At 43.5% G+C, this 16,106-nt stretch carries 10 protein-coding genes; all 10 read left to right on the forward strand.

Going from position 1 to position 16,106, the window contains the following annotated elements; translation table 11 throughout:
- Positions 1-13: 13 nt before the first annotated feature.
- Entirely contained in the window at positions 14-952 is a 939-nt protein-coding gene (locus NRI27_RS00230; protein ID WP_317942387.1) for a carbohydrate ABC transporter permease, read from the forward strand.
- 14 nt (positions 953-966) lie between these two features.
- Positions 967-1,938 (forward strand): carbohydrate ABC transporter permease, encoded by a 972-nt coding sequence (locus tag NRI27_RS00235; protein ID WP_371389074.1) that lies wholly within the window; start codon positions 967-969, stop codon positions 1,936-1,938.
- A complete protein-coding gene (locus tag NRI27_RS00240; RefSeq protein ID WP_371389075.1) occupies positions 1,935-3,104 on the forward strand; it encodes an exo-beta-N-acetylmuramidase NamZ family protein in 1,170 nt (389 codons plus the stop codon). Before NRI27_RS00235 ends, NRI27_RS00240 begins: the two co-directional genes overlap by 4 nt.
- Positions 3,105-3,115: 11 nt before the next feature.
- A complete protein-coding gene (murQ, locus tag NRI27_RS00245; protein WP_371389076.1) occupies positions 3,116-4,030 on the forward strand; it encodes an N-acetylmuramic acid 6-phosphate etherase in 915 nt (304 codons plus the stop codon).
- 5 nt (positions 4,031-4,035) lie between these two features.
- Positions 4,036-4,977, forward strand: a complete 942-nt coding sequence (locus NRI27_RS00250; protein WP_371389077.1) for a GNAT family N-acetyltransferase — start codon at positions 4,036-4,038, stop codon at positions 4,975-4,977.
- 25 nt (positions 4,978-5,002) lie between these two features.
- Positions 5,003-5,878 (forward strand): MurR/RpiR family transcriptional regulator, encoded by an 876-nt coding sequence (locus NRI27_RS00255; RefSeq protein WP_371389078.1) that lies wholly within the window; start codon positions 5,003-5,005, stop codon positions 5,876-5,878.
- Between the two features lie 12 nt (positions 5,879-5,890).
- Positions 5,891-7,096 carry an N-acetylglucosamine-6-phosphate deacetylase gene (gene nagA, locus NRI27_RS00260; protein WP_317942392.1) on the forward strand — a complete coding sequence of 402 codons (1,206 nt, stop codon included), beginning with the start codon at positions 5,891-5,893 and terminating at the stop codon, positions 7,094-7,096.
- A 22-nt stretch (positions 7,097-7,118) separates the two neighbouring features.
- Positions 7,119-8,216, forward strand: coding sequence for an ABC transporter ATP-binding protein (locus NRI27_RS00265; protein WP_371389079.1), 1,098 nt, complete (start codon positions 7,119-7,121; stop codon positions 8,214-8,216).
- A gap of 518 nt (positions 8,217-8,734) precedes the next feature.
- Entirely contained in the window at positions 8,735-10,477 is a 1,743-nt protein-coding gene (locus tag NRI27_RS00270; protein ID WP_371389080.1) for an AAA family ATPase, read from the forward strand.
- Between the two features lie 917 nt (positions 10,478-11,394).
- Complete coding sequence (locus NRI27_RS00275; protein WP_371389081.1) at positions 11,395-15,912, forward strand: endonuclease; 4,518 nt, start codon at positions 11,395-11,397, stop codon at positions 15,910-15,912.
- Positions 15,913-16,106 lie beyond the last annotated feature (194 nt).

The following is a 16,106-nucleotide window of genomic DNA, read 5'->3' on the forward strand; positions in this document are numbered from 1 at the left end:
GGGGGTGTCCAACATGACGCAAATGCCAATGGGAGCCGTTCCAAAAAAAGAAGAGAAGTTGCGCGTGAAAAAACCGAACAGACATGTGTTTCGGGCAATGAAAAAAAACTATAGTGCCTACCTCTTTCTATTACCTAAACTCATATTGTTTACATTGTTCGTTGCCATCCCAGTTGTATGGGCCTTCGTATTATCCTTTCAAAAATACAAAATTTTTGGTAGTGAATTTGTCGGTTTTGAGAATTACATAGAAGTGTTTCAAAGTGAAGCATTTCGTATCGCTTTAAAAAACACTTTGCTATTTACAGCTGTAACCGTTCCATTCGGTGTCATTAGTGCACTCGTACTCGCGACACTCATATTTGAACTTGGGAAGTTCTCGCAAAGCCTTTTCAGATCTGCATTTTACTTACCGACCGTTACATCCATGGTCATCATAGCGATGGTATGGAGATGGATGTACAACTATGACTTCGGATTATTCAACTATGTTCTAGGGTGGTTCGGCGTAGAACCAATTAATTGGCTCGGTCAATCAAGCACAGCACTATGGGCATTAATTATTATGCAATGTCTCATTCCATTCGGTGTCGGCATTATTTTGTATTTGGCTTCGATGGGCTCGATTTCACAGTCATTGTATGAGGCGGCAAGGATGGATGGAGCAGGGAAGTTTAAGCAATGGATTCATATTACGATTCCGTTACTCAAGCCGACGACGCTATACCTTGTTTTGTTAAGCACAATCGGTTCCTTCCAAGTGTTTACACAAATTATTATGATGACAGGTGGCGGACCGGGAAGTGCAACGGAAACGCTTGTCCACTTAATTTATAAAACCGGTTTCCGCGACTTTGAATTTGGATTGGCTGGGGCACAGTCCGTCGTATTGTTTGTCATTATCCTCATCTTTTCCGTCATCCAATTCCGGATGCTTCGCCACGATGAGTGATTGGGGGATAGGAAATGAAGAAAAAACCGTTAGATCGTATAAATAAATTTATCATATTCGGCTTGCTATTTGTCTTTGCAATCGTCTCATTGCTACCGTTGTATTGGGTGTTTTCCACTTCTTTGCAATTAAGTAGCTATCAATCTCAAGATATGGAGCGGCCAGTCTCTTATGTGGATTCGAATCCACCAAAAATGTATCCGATGGGAATTCCGCTCTACTTAGAGCATTGGGGAGAAGCTAGGGAAGCAGCGAAAGCGGGAGATGTGGAAGAAGAAGCATACCACCGTGAGATGATGGATCATATTGTTTCAAATACGTTTGGTAGTTTTAAAACATTGTTCAAAAAACATGATGTCGGAAAGTGGTTCTTTAATAGTATTTATATCGCCGTCGTTGTAACGATTGGCATATTGCTCATCGACTCGATGGCCGGTTATGTATTGGCGAAAAAGAAGTTCCCAGGACGAAATCTCATCTTCTGGATTATCATTTCAACAATGATGATCCCTGGTCAAGTAACACTCGTGCCGTTATTCATCATGGTCGGGAATCTTGGGTTAATGGATACCCATTGGGCGTTAATCTTACCAGATCTATCAATGGTTTTCGGTGTATTTCTTATGAGGCAATTCATGTATTCCGTTCCGGATGAGTTGCTTGAAGCGGCTAAAATCGACGGAGCAAGTGAATGGCGAACATTTTGGACAGTCGTCCTACCTCTTGCAAAACCGGGCTTGGCAGCACTTGGAATCTTTACATTCATGAATGTGTGGAACTCCTTCCTATGGCCAATTATCGTATTGAACACAGCGGAGCTTTACACGTTACCTGTCGGCTTGAAAACGTTGCAAGATGCCAACTTGGCAAGTTTCAAGCTACTCATGAGTGGAGCAGCCGTAGCAGCCATTCCGATGATTATTGTATTCATTCTATTCCAACGCTATTTTGTTAAAGGTTTAACACTAGGTGGCGTGAAAGAATGATGCGTTCACAACAAGTACAGTTAGGTGTGGATGTGTTTTTTGAACAGGATTTATCATCGCTAAATGGAAAAAGAATTGGTTTATTGACAAATCAAACGGGTGTAAATGCAGAACTTGTCTCAACGATTCGATTAGTCCATGATCATCCCGACTTACATTTGGTGGCATTATTCGCCCCTGAACATGGGCTATTGACAAATGCAAGAGAAGGCGAAAAATTCACAGATGCAGTCCATTGTTCTACAGGTCTTCCGGTATTTAGTTTGTATGGGAAGTCGAAAAAGCCGACGGATGCAATGATGGATGCAGTGGACATTGTCATCTTTGATATGCAAGATATTGGTGCCCGCTATTATACGTACATGTACACGATGGCTTATATGATGCAAGCGTGTGCAAGAAAAGGGAAGCGGATGATTGTACTTGACCGGCCAAATCCGATTGGAGGAGAAGCCGTTGAAGGGAATTTCATAGAGGAAGGCTTTACATCATTTGTCGGATTATACCCGATTCCAAATCGGCACGGCATGACGATTGGGGAATTAGCGACTTATTTTAATGAAGTTTTTGGTATTCATTGTCAATTGGACGTCATTCACATGAAAGGCTGGAATCGCAATTTATACTTTCATGAAACGGGTCTTCCATGGGTGCCACCTTCACCCAATACAACAACCGTTCAGATGATGCTCCTCTACCCTGGTACATGTCTGTTGGAAGGGACGAACCTTTCTGAAGGAAGGGGAACAACTCAACCTTTTGAAGTGATCGGCGCACCTTTCATTGATGGTGAAAAACTGCAAGATCGTGTGAATTCACTAGGTATAGAAACCATTCGGGCACGAGCAACTGCATTTACACCGACTTACCAAAAATACGCAGGAGAACACTGTGAAGGCATTCAATTGCACGTGACAGAACCAAGACGAATACAGCCTTTACATACGTTCGTTACCGTGCTTGCTGAAATTATTGACATGTATCCAAAACAGGTGGATTTTTTGACGTACGGATCGTTGAAACATCCGATGTTTGACTTGCTCGCAGGAAATGCAGAGCTACGCCATGGTCTATTAAGAGGGAGTCTAGGAGATTATCAGGCTAAATGCCAATCGGATACAGCGGTTTTCATGGACAAAAGAGAAAAATACTTATGCTATAGATAGGAAGGCGGACGATGGAAAAGTTACCATTTCTACTCACAGAACAATCAAATGTAAAGACGACGCGATTAGATGAAATGTCAATTCGTGAAATCCTTACGACAATGAACGAAGAAGATGAAACGATTGCCCTTGCAGTTCGCCAAGTATTACCGCAAATCGAAAAAGCGGTCGAGAAAGTTGCCAACGCTTTTAAGGTCGGTGGACGTCTTATTTATGTCGGGGCAGGGACAAGTGGCAGAATAGGTGTGATGGATGCTGTGGAATGCCCGCCGACATTCAGTACGCCACCCGAACAAGTGCAAGCGGTTTTGGCGGGTGGTGCAGGTGCGATGTATGTGGCGGTTGAAGGAGCAGAAGATGATGCAATGCTTGGAGCGAAAGATCTAGAAGCCCTTCGAGTGAATGAAAAAGATGTCATCCTTGGAATCGCTGCGAGTGGCCGCACTCCTTATGTAAAAGGTGCACTCCTTTATGCACAATCATGTGGAGCGGTTACAGTGAGCTTATCGAGTAATGAACGAGCAATTATAAGTGAATGCGCGGATATCCCCATAGAGGTGTTAACAGGTCCAGAAATTTTGACAGGATCGACTCGCCTAAAAGCTGCTACTGCACATAAAATGGTTCTAAATATGATTTCTACGACGGCAATGATTAAGAATGGGAAAGTGTATAAGAATTTGATGGTGGACTTGCACGCAAGTAATTACAAATTGCGTGAACGTGCAAAAAAAATGGTCTGTACACTGACGGACATCGGTTACGAACAAGCGGAAGCAGTATTGGAAGAAACGGACTATAATGTAAAAGTAGCAGTTGTCATGATTTTGGCAGAAACGACAAAGGAACGAGCCCACCAATTACTCCTGGAATCGGACGGATTTGTTGGGAAAGCATTGAAACTGGCGACAAGTGAAGGTGTGTGATGAAGATGTATCGTACGTTTCAAAGTGGAGATGAAGGAAGTATTGTTCAGCTGTGGAATGATGTCATGCCAGCAGATCCAATTAGTCAAGTGCGTTTTCGAAATCAAGTACTATTGGATGTAAACTTTGATCCGGAAGGACTTATAATCGCAGTAGATGGTGAAAAAATCATCGGGGCGATGCTAGCAATTACACGGAAAGTACCGATGCTTGGAGGCAATTTGGAAACTGACAATGGATGGATTACGTTCTTTATGGTGCAACAGGACGTTCAGAATCGAGGCATAGGAAAGGGATTGTTGGACAGAGCGATCTTATATCTTCGAAAACAAGGGGTCAGTAACGTGTATTTTTCATCTTATGCTCCGAATTACTTCTTGCCTGGACTAGATGAAAAAGCTTACCCGAGCGGCTACGCATTTTTGCAAAAAGAAGGTTTTTCCCGACTGTATTCGCCCGTTGCTATGCACCGAACTTTAACCGATTATCACTATCCTGCATCCGTCAACAAAATCCTAAATGAGCGTGTACTAGAAGGGTATATCGTGGAAAGTGTAAAGGATGGGGATTTACATGCACTAATCCAATTTGCCAACGATGCATTTAACCCTGACTGGGGGCGTGCCATACGAGACGGATTATTGCAAGGGATGAATCCAGCTCAAATTGTAGTCGCTAAAAAAGCTGATCGTATTGTCGGTTTTGCGATGTATGGAGGCTATGAAGGAATACTGGAGCGTTTTGGCCCTTTCGGCGTAGATGCTAGTGAACAAGGTAAAGGGTTAGGAAAAGTCTTATTGCATAATACGCTTTTTTTAATGAAACAGCAGTCAATTCAAGGTGCATGGTTCCTCTGGACGAGCGAAACAAGTGCAGCAGGTCATTTATATGCAAAAAATGGATTCTCAACTTATCGTAAATTTCATGTAATGGTTAAAAAGTTGTAAACAAGATTGAAACGGAGGGATGGAGTTGGCTATTGCAAGTGGTGGGTTAATATTACTCAATGAGATGAAACAGATGCTCCCTCCTTCAGAACAGAAAATTGCAGATTATATATTAGGGAACCCAGAAGCAATTGTTACGATGACAGTTACTGAGCTTGGCGAAATGAGTCAAACGAGTGGAGCGGCCGTGACAAGACTTTGCAAGTCATTGAAGTTAAAAGGGTTTCAAGAGTTGAAATTACGCATAAATGGTGATTTAGGGAAAAAACTTGAAATTACAAACCGGGACATTCAACCGAATGAGTCCGTTTCGTCAACGATACAAAAGGTGACGGAGCATGCTGTCCACACATTGCTTGAAACAGCAGAATTATTGGATGCTACTCAGCTTGAATTGGCAGTGGACGCCATTGTCCAGGCTAAAAATGTTCACTTTTTTGGTGTAGGAGCTTCCGGAATTCCAGCAATTGATGCGCAACAGAAATTTTTACGTATCCATAAAGCATCGACTGCAAGTACGGATTTACATATGGGAGCTACCATTATGGCAAACGTAGGAGAAGAAGACGTAGTAGTCGTTATTTCATTCTCTGGAGAAACGTTTGAAGTGCAAAAAATCGTAGAATTGGCCAATTTAAACGGAGCAAAGACGATTAGTCTTACCAAGTACGGTCAAACACCGATTGCCCAAATCGCTGACATACAACTTTTCACTTCTCCTACAAAAGAAGCGAATTTACGAAGTGGTGCAACTTCTTCGAGGCTTGCACAATTGCATGTAATGGATATTCTTTTCATGTCAGTTGCGTCAAAGCAGTTCGATACAACAATCAATTATTTAGATGCTTCTAGAGAAGCGATTGAAACAATTCAAAGTAGCAGGCCGATAAAAACAAAATGACGGATTGAGAGGGTGATCAAGCTGTCTACTCAACTGCATATTCGCAACAGTAAAATTGCATGCGAAGACGGGACAATTATCGAGGGTGAAATGTTAGTGGAAAACGGTGTCATTACCAAGATTTCTCGAAGTCCTATTAAAGACGTGAAAGGAGAAAGTCTTGATGCGCAAGGTTGTCTTGCCTTACCAGGTTTTATTGATATCCACGTCCACGGCGCTGAAGGGGCTGACTTTATGGACGGGACAGATTTGGCCTTTGAGACGATTTCAAGCGCACTCTCAAAAGAAGGAACGACTTCATTTTTGGCAACTACATTAACACAATCAGACAATGACATTGTCCAAACAATTGCTACGGGTCGGCGATTCATGCAAAAGCATATGCCTAAAGCGGAAATGCTTGGCATCCACTTAGAAGGGCCGTTCATCCACGTAGAGCAGGCAGGTGCCCAACCACGTGAATTCATTCGTAAACCGTCTACCGATTTAGTCGAAAGATGGTTCGCTGATGGTTTTGACATATTGAAAGTGGTTACTTTGGCGCCTGAACTTGACGAACAGTACGCATTGACTTCCTTTTTAGCTGAAAAGGCGGTTATTGTCTCAGCTGGACATACGAAAGCGACTTGCGGCGACATTCAACAGGCAATCCAAAAGGGCTTAACGCATTTGACGCATTTTGGCAACGCGATGACTGGCCTCCATCACCGTGAAATCGGAGTTGTTGGGGCAGGCTTTCTGTTTGATCAATTAACGTGTGAAGTAATTGCAGACGGCGTTCATACATCAACGGAAATGTTACAGCTCCTGTTCAAAACAATGGGGTCAGAAAGAATAGTTCTTATTACAGACTCCATGCGCGCAAAAGGGCTCACGGATGGCGAGTATACATTAGGCGGTCAAGAAGTAGCAGTACAAGGGATTAAAGCAACGTTGAAAGATGGTACATTAGCAGGCAGTGTGTTACGAATGGATAATGCTTTGCGAAATATGTTTGAGGTTACAAGTTGTTCAGTACAGGATTTGGTGAACATGACATCTGCCAATGCAGCTAAACGGTTAGGCGTGTTTGAACGAAAAGGAAGCTTGGCAGTTGGGAAAGATGCAGACATTGTGCTATTAGATCATGATTTACAGGTGCATATGACGATCTGTAGGGGAGCAATAGGCTACAGACAAGATGTTGCATGTACAGCAAGTACAATGGAAGGAAAATGAGTAGCAATTGGGGGGAGCATGCATGGCTGAACTGAAGTTAGTGAATTTAACGAAGGAATACGATAAAGGCGTTATCGCAGTAAAAGACTTCAATCTTCATATTGAAGATAAAGAATTTATCGTTTTTGTTGGCCCATCAGGTTGTGGGAAGTCGACAACATTGCGTATGATTGCAGGACTCGAAGAGATTACTGACGGTGATTTTGAAATTGACGGTCAGCGTATGAACGACGTAGCGCCGAAAAATCGGGATATTGCGATGGTTTTTCAAAACTATGCGTTGTATCCTCATATGACAGTCTACGAAAATATGGCGTTCAGTTTGAAGTTGCGGAAAGTGAAGAAGAAAGAGATTGACGAAAAAGTACAGGAAGCAGCGAAAATACTTGGCTTAGAGGACTACTTATCACGTAAGCCAAAAGCATTATCAGGGGGGCAACGGCAACGTGTAGCGTTAGGTCGAGCAATTGTCCGTGATGCGAAAATCTTCTTAATGGATGAACCGTTGTCCAACTTGGACGCAAAATTACGTGTCCAAATGCGTGCTGAAATTCAGAAATTGCATAGACGTTTGCAGACGACGACGATATACGTAACCCATGACCAAACCGAAGCGATGACCATGGCGACAAGGCTCGTTGTGATGAAAGATGGTTTTATCCAACAAGTAGGTACACCGAAAGAAGTTTATGATTTCCCGAGAAATGTTTTTGTTGGTGGTTTCATTGGATCACCTGCTATGAACTTTTTCCATGGCACAATGACAGAAGCTGGTTTTGTCATCGGCGATGTACATGTTTCCATTCCAGAAGGGAAAAGCGCTTTGTTGAAAGAGAAAGGTTACGTCGGAAAAGAGCTGATTCTAGGTGTCCGTCCTGAAGATATTTATACGAAAGCGGCAGACGTGGAGCTCAATGCACAAGCTACATTCCAAGCGACGATTGAAGTCGCTGAACTGATGGGGTCAGAAACGTATTTATATTCTTCTTTGAATGGATCGGATTTCATCGCACGAATTGACTCAGACACGACAATCTCGCCGATGGATCAGATTACGCTCGCATTTGATATGGAAAAAGCACATTTTTTTGACGTGGAAACAGAAGAACGGATTTATTGAATACATTGGAAAAGGGTTGCTCCCATTTTGAGGAGCAACCCTTTGTTTTTTTGTATATTTACTTTTAACTTATTATGTTCATCTAAAAAAATCCAAAGTTGGATGCTGTTAAAATGAGTTGTGCCGCGGTAGTGTTCCACTGGGTGTCTTCTATCCTTAAGCAACGTAAGCCCTACCTTCTCTTACGTCCTTGCGACCCTTTAGCCGCGCCAGTGTGAATAAGTGTCTTCAAAAACAGTACGTAGAATGCCATCTAGTAAAAGTACCTATACGATGTTGTGAAAAAATAGTGTACCATGAATTTATGAAAAAAGCAAGTTGCTGAGATTGTAGTTATGAATGAGGTTAACTAGATAGGCTTGAGAGACGTTGCGTATATTCGGTAATAACAGAGGAATACCACTCTAGTTAGCGAGTTAGTGTGATAAATTTGTCAATGAAAATTCTTGTAAATTGCTGTTCTTTCTATCTTATATTATATATAATGGTTTTATCTTTTTAAAGGAGTTGGGGATGGCTTGAAGCCAAATTCTACATTTGCAACGAAAATTGTCGTCCTAGTCGCCTTAGTCATTGGAGTAGCTACAACTGTTGGATGGTATGTTTCGAATGCAAATAAAGGAATGAATGTCTCGTTTTCTGAATTTGAGAAAACGATACAGGCACAAGAAGGTCAGCAAGTCTCTTTGAAAGAGGCAGCAGATGGCACGCTTTCCCTTAAGACTGCTGAAGGATTGTATGTGACACAAGTCCGTCCGCAAAGTCAGTTGGCAGAACAATTAGTAGAAGAATATAATCTTTCATATAAATATGCAGATAGTGGACAATTCAGTGGTGTAATCTTCGGTGGATTGCTGGTCGCAGCACTTCTCACGTTGTTCATTTTACATCGAAAAGGAAAGTTAGGCGTCGGTGTATCTTCCATGAAAAACAGCGCTTCAAAGTCCACACCTTTACCGGATATAACACTTGACGATATTGGTGGACTTCCTGAAGAGATGAAAGAAGAAATCCACCAAACATTATCCATTTTTAAAGATCCAAAACGCGCTTCACAAGTCGGGATTCAAGCGCCAAAAGGAATTTTGTTATATGGACCACCTGGAACAGGGAAGACGTTGCTCGCTCAAGCAATTGCGAATGAAATAGGCGCTACTTTCTATTCTTCGAGTGGTTCAGCTTTTACCGAGTTATTTGTCGGAGTCGGGGCATCCCGTGTCCGTACTTTATTCCAGAATGCACGCAAGCAACGGCCCGCTGTCATTTTTATTGATGAAGTCGATGCGCTTGCTGGCAAAAGGAAAGAGCATGGCGGCGAAGAGTCAGAGAAAACGTTAACGGAGTTGCTCGTTCAATTGGATGGTGGAAATGACAATGAAGGTATTTTATTCATTGCAGCAACGAACCGAAAAAACATGCTTGATGAAGCGTTTTTGCGTCCTGGACGGATTGACTATACATTTAACGTACCGCTTCCTGATACGAATGGGCGTCGTGAAATCATCGACATCCACACGAAAGGAAGATTGTTGGCGGATGAAGTATATGCATCGTTGGATGTGTTAGCTGAAAGTACATCAGGCTTTTCCGGTGCGGAATTAAGTTCATTGTTTGAAACGGCGAGTAAACGTGCGATTCGTGATGGCCGTGAGGAAATTGGAAAGAGCGACTTAGATTTTGCGATTGACCGTACAATTCTAGGAAGCACTTCCCGAGCGTTAAACGATCCTGAAACGAAAAGACGAGTGGCGATCCATGAAGCAGGCCACGCGCTCATCGCGGCATTGACAAAACCTGGTTCTGTCCGAAAAGCGACAATCATACCGCGCGGTCAAGCGCTTGGTTATGTGGCACCGATTCAAAAAGAGCTGCATCTACAAACTGCAAGCGAACTAATGGATCAAGTGAGCATGATTTTAGCAGGTGGTGTTGCGGAAAGGCTTTATCTCGGCGAGCACAGCATTGGTGTGAGTGGTGATGTTCAACAAGCAAAGGACATCATTGAACGGATGGTAGATACAGGATTGCTTCAAGATCGCTTCGTGTTGACATTCAATAAAGGCGAAAAGGAATTGAAAATGAAAGCCATTTTTGAAGTGACTCTACGCAAAACAGAAGAGCTTATCCGTGAATATGCCCCTCAATTCGAAGAGTTGGTCACTGTCCTCTATCAAAAGGAGACATTGGATGGTACAGAAGTCCAGAAGATTGTCGATGGAAAAGGTGTGAAAACGGAAGAATTGGTTGTTATTTATGAATAAAGTTTAGATGATGCACTTCCTAGTTTGGTTGACTAGGGAGTGTTTTTTAGGTTTTGGGTTAAGGTGTATCACAACGTAGAGCAATCGCATTAGAAAGCTCACGTCGTAACACAACGTAACGTGTTCGTATCGCAACGTACCGCGTTCGCAACACAACGCACGCGCCGTAACACAACGTAACGTGCTCGTATCGCAACGTACCGCGTTCGTATCACAACGTAAAGCGTTTGCATCACAACGCTCGCCCCGTAACACAACGTAAAGTGCTCGTATCGCAACGTACTGCGTTCGTATCACAACGTAAAGCGTTTGCATCACAACGCTCGCGCCGTAACACAACGTAAAGTGCTCGTATCGCAACGTAACCCGTTCGTATCACAACGTAAATCGTTCGCATCACAACGCTCGCGCCGTAACACAACGTAACGTGCTCGTATCGCAACGTACCGCGTTCGTATCACAACGTAAATCGTTTGCAACACAACGCTCGCGTCGTAACACAACGTAACCCGCTCGTATCGCAACGTAATTGTTTCGTATCACAACGTAAATCGTTCGCATCACAACGCTCGCATCGTAACACAACGTAAAGTGTTCGTATCGCAACGTACCGCGTTCGTATCTCAATGTAAAGCATTCGCATCACAACGCTCGCCACGCATCATTTCCGTCAACCAATCCACCCCTTCACTACATCTTCTCCAACTAACCTCACACGCACACTCCAGAAAAACACAACGAAAGCATTATTCGGTAATCGCTAAATATTACAAAAAGTCGCATAGTCATGCTGACAGGGCAGTGATACGATGGTGTTGTAGTCTCTACGACTATGAATCTAGTAAGAGGGGAGCGATTTTTCCTCGCGACGGTAATGCGCAGCACCAAATTTCAAACTCTAGGAGGAGATTGGTTCGATGCGAAGTAAAAGTTGGAAAAAGCGATTAAATGGATTACTGGCTTTGTCATTAGTTGTCAGTATGGTTTTGCCGGTCATGCCAATGGATGTACGGGCAGAGACGGCAGCTTCAGACTTGATTATTTCCGAATATGTTGAAGGCAGTAGTTTTAATAAAGCAATTGAGTTGTATAACGGCACCGCACAGTCAATTGATTTGCAAAATTACGCATTGGAGTTGTATGCGAATGGAGCAACGACCGCTACGAATAAGCTGGGATTGACAGGTTCTTTGCCGGCGGGAGAAACGTTTGTCGTCTACCATCGCGATGCTTCTGCGGCCATAAAGCAGCAAGGAGATCTGGAAAATAGTACGGTTACAAATTTTAATGGGGATGATGCACTCGTTTTAAAGAAAGCGAACAACGTCATTGATTCATTTGGACAAGTCGGTGCACGAAGCAATTGGGGTACGGATGTGACGTTAGTTCGCAAGCCGACAATCGTCTCGGGGGATGCAATTGCAGATGACGCATTTACTCGTGATGCTGAATGGATTGTCTATCCGAAAGATACGTTTGAACATTTAGGGACGCATGAGATGGATGGAGCTGATCCGGGTGAACCGGGGAATCCATCGATTTTGCCAATCGCAGATGCGCGTGCATTGCCTGTTGGTGAAACGGTCACCATTAAAGGAATTGTCGCAGCGAAATTGAAAAATACAATTTCGGTACAAGATGCTTCTGGCGGCATAGCGGTAAGGCCGACAAGTTTGGCTGTCGCTGTTGGTGATGAAGTGACACTACAAGGTACACTTGCAGATTACCGAGGCTTATTACAATTAGACGGAGCGCAACTCGTTGACCGAATGGAAAACGTAGGTGAGCCCACGCCAAAAGTTGTGACGGGAGATGCTGTTGGCGAAGCGAATGAATCCCAACTCGTTACCGTCCATAACGTCGTTCTTACAGACGTTCAATCAGGAAGTAACTGGGCGAATTACATGGCAACGGACGGTCATCCGTTTATGGTTCGTGATGAAACGGCTTCCTTGGGACTAACGGTAGGGACGACGTACGACAGTATAACGGGTATCGTCCAACAATTTGATAACGACTATCAAGTGATTCCACGTTCCGTAGGTGATGTCATTGTTGACAGTACGATTGTACAACCTGTCGTTGCACAACCAGGGAGTGGTACATTTGTTGGAAGTGTCGATGTTTCATTCACAACGGGCACAGCAAATGCAACAATTTTGTATACGTTGGATGGTTCAAATCCAATTGAACATGGCGTGACGTATGCAACACCGATTACGATTCAAGAAGATGCGACAGTGAAAGTGGTCGCGAAAACAGATGATGGACGATATAGTGAGATTTCAACGTTCACTTATACGATTGCGGAGCAACTTGCTATTCACGATATTCAAGGAGATGGTCATACGTCGCCTTTTGTGAATGAAGTCGTAGAAGGTGTAGAAGGGATCGTTACCTATAAATATGAGCTGAATGGTTCCACGTATTACCACATTCAAACACCGGATGCGAAACGCGATGGAAATTTGCATACGTCTGAAGCAATCGTCTTATATAGCGGAAGAGACGTCTGGAATTTGGCGGTAGGCGACCTCGTTTCGGTTACGGGTACGGTAAGTGAGTATGCGATTGACGGTTATGCGGATCGTCAAGAGACAGACTTGAAGACGACGCAAATCAATGTCCGCAATGATCGTGGTGGACATGTCGAGGTTTTAGGACGAAATGTACCTTTACCAACTCCTTTCATGATCAATGAAGAGAACTTACCAAAGGAGCAGATTGCGTCAGAAGGATTTTCAACTTTTGATCCTACGACATATGCAGCGGATTTCTGGGAAAGCCGTGAAGCGATGCTTGTGCAAGTAGGCGATGTAAAAGCGGTTTCACCGCAACAACATGGCGATCTTGTAACCGTGTTTGAATCGGTAGCAACGGACACGTTAAACGGTGGACTCTTGTTAAAAGCCAACGACCAAAATGCGGAGCGAATCCAATTCAGATTGGAACCGAATGGCCCGGCACGTGATTTTGAAGTAGCGACAGGAGATCGATTTACTGGACCGTTAACTGGGGTTGTCGGCTATTCATTCCAAAACTATAAAATCTATGCGTCGTTAGATGAAATGCGTGCAGCTCATGTAAAAGGGGATGCTGTTCCTGAGCAGACGACGATTGTGAAAGCGGAGGATAAACTGACAATCGCATCGTATAACTTGGAGAACTTCTCCAATAACAAAAAGACGACAACTGATGAGAAAGCAAGAAAGCTGGCAAGAGCATTTGCGGTCGATATGCAAAGCCCTGATATTATTGGTGTGACCGAAGTACAAGACAACAATGGTCCAGACGCAGGGGATTCGCGGGCAAATGAAAGTTATGAACGACTTATTCAAGCGATTGTCGATGCAGGTGGTCCTCGTTATGCGTACGTGAATATTGACCCTGTCTACAATGAGGACGGCGGGCAACCGAATGCGAATATCCGCGTTGGATTTTTGTATAATCCTGCACGTGTTTCGTTGACGGAAGGAATGCCTCATGGAGATGCGACGACTGCTGCGGGTTACGTAAACGGCAAGTTAACGCATAACCCGGGACGAATTGATCCGAACAATGGAGCTTTTACGAACAGCCGAAAGCCTCTCGCCGCACAGTTCGACTTCCAAGGTGAGTCTGTGGTCGTCATCGCGAATCATTGGAATTCGAAGAGGGGAGACACACCGTTATTTGGTGCAACACAGCCTCCTGTATATGGCAGTGAAGTACAACGGAAGCAAATTGCCCGTATCGTGTATGACTTCATTTCAGCTATAAAGACGGATAACCCTGAAGCAAATGTCGTGTCACTAGGTGATTTTAATGACTTCCAATTTGCAGAAAGTCTGTTGATTCACGAAGGTGACTTAATGACAAACATGGTCCATCACGTATCTGAAAGCGATCGTTATTCATACGTCTTCCAAGGGAATTCGCAAGTGCTCGATCATATTTTAGTATCCAATAATTTGGTGGAGCAGACTGAAGTGGACATGTTGCACATAAATGCGGATTATACAGATATGGCGGGGCGTGCAAGTGATCATGATCCAGTTATGGTTCAAATCGGTTTTGAAGCACCGGTCATTTGGGAACCTGTTCCGATTCAGAAAGAGTATCGCTTAGTCAACGAACACAAAAAGAAACTAATGATTGCAGAACCAAGTGTTGCGGTCTTCATGGACGGACAATCTTCTCTTAAGGAAGGTGTTTACCTGAAAGGGGATTATGCAGAACTGACTGGAGACGGTTTCAAGACGAACAGAGTCTTTTTACAACCGAAGAAAAAGGGCTTAATTGTCAATATGAAAGGGACCGAAATGGGCCATGTCATTGTGGAAGGCTCACATCCGCTTGAAATCCGCGGAGCTGAAAATATCCGTAAAATCGACTTTGTAAAAGGTGCTGATGCATCGAAAGTCGTTTTCTACAATTCAAAAGGCAAACGGATTTCTGTTCCGGTCATTAATCGAGCGCCTATTGTCGTGAAGCCGATTGCTAACAAAGAGATTCGTGTTGGGGATTCAATCTCTATTCCTCTACCAGAGCATTTTAATGATCCGGATGGAGATCCACTGACGTTTTCCGCAACAAAAGGGACCGTCAATCTCCTCACGGGTGAATTAAGGTTGCAGCTTGAAGAAGGCAATCACATTGTCGGCGTTACAGCAACAGATGGCGATAAATCTGTAACGATCACATTCACGGTCATTGTAACAGCTGAAGAAGTTGAAAACCCTACAGATGATTATTATCGGAATGCTTTAGGCAAAGAGGGGCAAGCATTAAAAGATGCCCTTCACGAAATTATTTCAGACCATCGTCAACTGGCTTATAGTGAAGTGTGGGCTGCTCTAAGGGAAACGGATAGCGATCCGAATAACCCGGACAATGTTATTTTGTTTTATTCCGGTAAGTCTCGTTCAAAAGATCGGAATGGTGGAAATGTTGGTGATTGGAACCGTGAACACGTATGGGCAAAATCGCATGGGGACTTTGGAACAAGCAAAGGCCCTGGAACGGATATCCATCATTTGCGTCCAACTGACGTACAAGTAAATAGTGCACGCGGCAACCTGGATTTTGATAATGGTGGGAGTCCGGTGAACGGCTGTGATGGTTGTTTTAAAACGGCAAACTCCTGGGAACCACCTGATCGAGTTAAAGGTGATGTCGCTCGCATGTTGTTTTACATGGCGACACGGTACGAAGCAGGAGACAGAGTAGACTTGGAGCTGAATGAGCTGCTGAACAATGGAAACAATCCGTATCACGGGAAACTTTCTGTGCTATTGGAATGGCACGAACAAGATCCAGTCGATGCTTTTGAAATGAATCGGAATGATGTAATTGAACAATGGCAAGGGAATCGCAATCCTTTCATCGACCATCCGGAATGGGTGCAGTCAATATGGAAGAAGGCAGGATCGTCTGATCTAAGAAAAGCATCATAGGATATGACTAAGACCAGTAGCGCGATTACTACTGGTTTTTTTGTGCATATAAAAGAGAACAATAACTAGTAAGTGAAAGCAGATCATCTAATCATCTTTACATTTTCTTACACCTATTATTCATGCTTATTGCTAGCGACTAGCTGGGATAGAATCTTTTGTTGTATTTATTGTCATTTAGTTAGTTGGAAAGT

It is taken from the genome of Sporosarcina sp. OR05, assembly GCF_041414805.1.
In the GTDB taxonomy this organism is placed as follows: Bacteria; Bacillota; Bacilli; order Bacillales_A; family Planococcaceae; genus Sporosarcina; species Sporosarcina saromensis.